The organism is Hominilimicola sp. (genome assembly GCF_046972485.1).
Lineage (GTDB): Bacteria > Bacillota > Clostridia > UBA1381 > UBA1381 > Hominilimicola > Hominilimicola fabiformis.
The window spans coordinates 1-2607 of sequence record NZ_JBKVWU010000193.1 but is presented as its reverse complement, the minus strand read 5'-3'; the positions used below and the strand labels follow the sequence as shown (position 1 = coordinate 2607).

Below are 2607 nucleotides of genomic sequence, written 5' to 3'. Positions count from 1 at the left end.
TCTTTCGGCACTCCCCAAGCATCCGCTATACTTTCTGATATACGTTTTTTCATTTTTACCAACTCCTATAATAAATTATGATAAACAAGCGGTTTTAAGTACAAAAAAGTTATCATATAATTTAATAAAAATTAAAATCGGAGATGATAATGTGAAAATAAAGAAAATACTGATTTACTTGTTTGCTGTCGGTGCGGTTGTTCTGCTTATAAAAAATGCGTCAAGTGCGATAAGATACGCTTCAGACGCAATAGCTTTATGTCTTGAAATGATTGTACCGACTCTTTTTCCGTTTTTTATATGTTCGGGAATTTTGATATATTCCGGCTTTTGTGAACTTTTGGCAAAGGCATTTCAATTTTGTATGTATCCGCTTTTTCGGATAAGCCCTGTCGGGAGCAGTGCCTTTATACTCGGTATTGTAAGCGGTTATCCTTTAGGTGCTGTTACCGCCGGTGAATTATACGCAAACAATTACATTTCAAAAACAGAGGCTGAACGCTTGCTTGCTTTCTGCAACAATTCAGGTCCTTTGTTTATATTGGGTTCTGTCGGTATTGCGATATATTCAAATATAAAATACGGTATCGCTCTTTACGTCGCACACATTCTTGCGGCTTTAACGGTCGGTATTCTGTTTAGATTTTACGGCAGAAACAAGCACACCGCCCCTCCTACAAGAATGACAACACCCGAAAGAAGTATGGGTGAAATATTCGATATCGCACTTCAAAACAGCATCAGAAATATATTGACCGTTTGCGGAGCGGTACTTTTTTTCAGTGTAATAAGCAGACTTTTTCTTAACATTTTACCTGTCGGCGGAGTTACGTCCGCACTTGTTTCTGGGCTTTTGGAATTTGTTACGGGGACAGTAAAAATATCGAGATTGACTATTCCTATTATGGATAAATTGGTGTTTACATCTGTTGTTGTCGGCTTTGCGGGACTCAGTGTACACGCACAGGTTATGGCTGTAATTGCAAGATTTCATCTGTCGCTCGCACCGTATATAATCGGTAAAGCCATGCACGGAATTATAGCGGGACTATATATGTACATATACTTTAGATTTAACCCTATAACAACGGCAGTATTTGAGTCGTCTATGAGCCGTTCGTTTGCAATCTCATCGACTATCGAAACCGTCACCGCAATCATTGTTGTTATAGCCTGTATATTTTGTGCATTCGGTCTTTATTTAAAACAAAATAGTGAATATAAAAGGGACACTAAATTTTAGTGTCCCTCAAACTCTGATATATATTTTTTTAGAATACAAATTCAAATTCCAAATCACCTATTTGAACAATTTCTCCCTCTTTTATTCCCATATTGATTAAGTCCTCAATAACACCGCGTTTAAGCAATGCACGTTGGAAATACTGTAATGACTCTTGGTCGGAGAAGTTTACACTGCCGCCGACAGCCTCAATCCATGAACCCGATATAACGTATTTTTCATTTTCACGTTTAATTTCATAGCCTTTTTCGTCATCCGTAATGTATTCTTCTTCGTTAATATCCATTTCAGGCTCGAATATAGCTATCGGAGGTAATTTTGAAAGTTCCTCGTAAGTTTTATTCATAAGTTCCGCAACACCTTTATTTGTAGCGGCAGAAATTTCAAATACTTCTATACCTCTGTTTTTCATTTCTTCAAGAAATGCGTTGTATTTGTCCATATCTTGAATTATGTCTGTTTTATTTGCCGCAACAATCTGCGGTCTTGATTCCAATTCCAAATCATATTTTGAAAGTTCCGAATTGATAATATCAAAATCTTCTATCGGATTTCTTCCCTCAATTCCAGAAACATCAACAACGTGAATTAATATTCTTGTACGCTCAATATGTCTTAAAAATGCGTGTCCAAGACCTACACCCTCACTTGCACCCTCTATAATTCCCGGAATATCGGCAAGTACAAAACTTCTGTGGTCGCCAAGATCGACTACACCCAAATTCGGCTCAAGCGTTGTAAAGTGATAATTTGCAATTTTCGGATCTGCCTTTGTCGTCATTGAAAGCAATGTTGACTTACCGACATTAGGAAAACCTACAAGTCCGACGTCAGCCAAAAGCTTCAATTCAAGTACAATTTCACGTTCATCGCCTGTTTGTCCGTTTTTCGCAAAGTTCGGAGTTTGTCTTATCGCCGTAGCAAAATGAGCATTACCCCAACCGCCGTTACCGCCTCTTGCAAGAACAACCTCTTTATCGGGATCGGATAAATCGGCAATCAAGCGATTACTTTCCGCGTCACGAACGATTGTACCTTGCGGTACTTTGATTATTATATCTTCACCCTTTTTACCTTTTTGACGTTTACCCGAACCGTCCATACCGTTTTGAGCGACATACTTTCTCTTATATCTGAAATCCATAAGAGTAGTCATACCAAGCTCAACCTTGAATATAACATTACCGCCTTTGCCGCCGTCACCGCCGTCAGGACCGCCTGCCGCAACATACTTTTCACGATGAAAAGATATTGCGCCGTTACCGCCCTTACCGGCCTTTATAAAAATTTTAGCCTTATCTATAAACATATTTATTCTCCGTTTCGATTATTAACAATTATATATTTTTTCCAACTTATAATAT

General features: G+C 38.3%; 2 protein-coding genes. One reads left to right on the top strand and one right to left on the bottom strand.

Translation table 11 applies throughout. From position 1 onward, the window contains the following. Nucleotides 1–151: 151 nt before the first annotated feature. Entirely contained in the window at nucleotides 152–1243 is a 1092-nt protein-coding gene (locus ACLTU0_RS11670) for a nucleoside recognition domain-containing protein (RefSeq protein WP_412322608.1), read from the top strand. Nucleotides 1244–1271: 28 nt separating this feature from the next. On the opposite strand, the gene obgE is transcribed toward ACLTU0_RS11670, so the two are convergent. Further along, nucleotides 1272–2552 carry a GTPase ObgE gene (obgE, locus tag ACLTU0_RS11665; protein WP_117965888.1) on the bottom strand — a complete coding sequence of 427 codons (1281 nt, stop codon included), beginning with the start codon at nucleotides 2550–2552 and terminating at the stop codon, nucleotides 1272–1274. Nucleotides 2553–2607: the final 55 nt, after the last annotated feature.

What these genes read in the sequence shown, in the direction of transcription:
- obgE (WP_117965888.1), bottom strand. Translation starts at nt 2,552, where the DNA reads ATGTTTATAGATAAGGCTAAAATTTTTATAAAGGCCGGTAAGGGCGGT.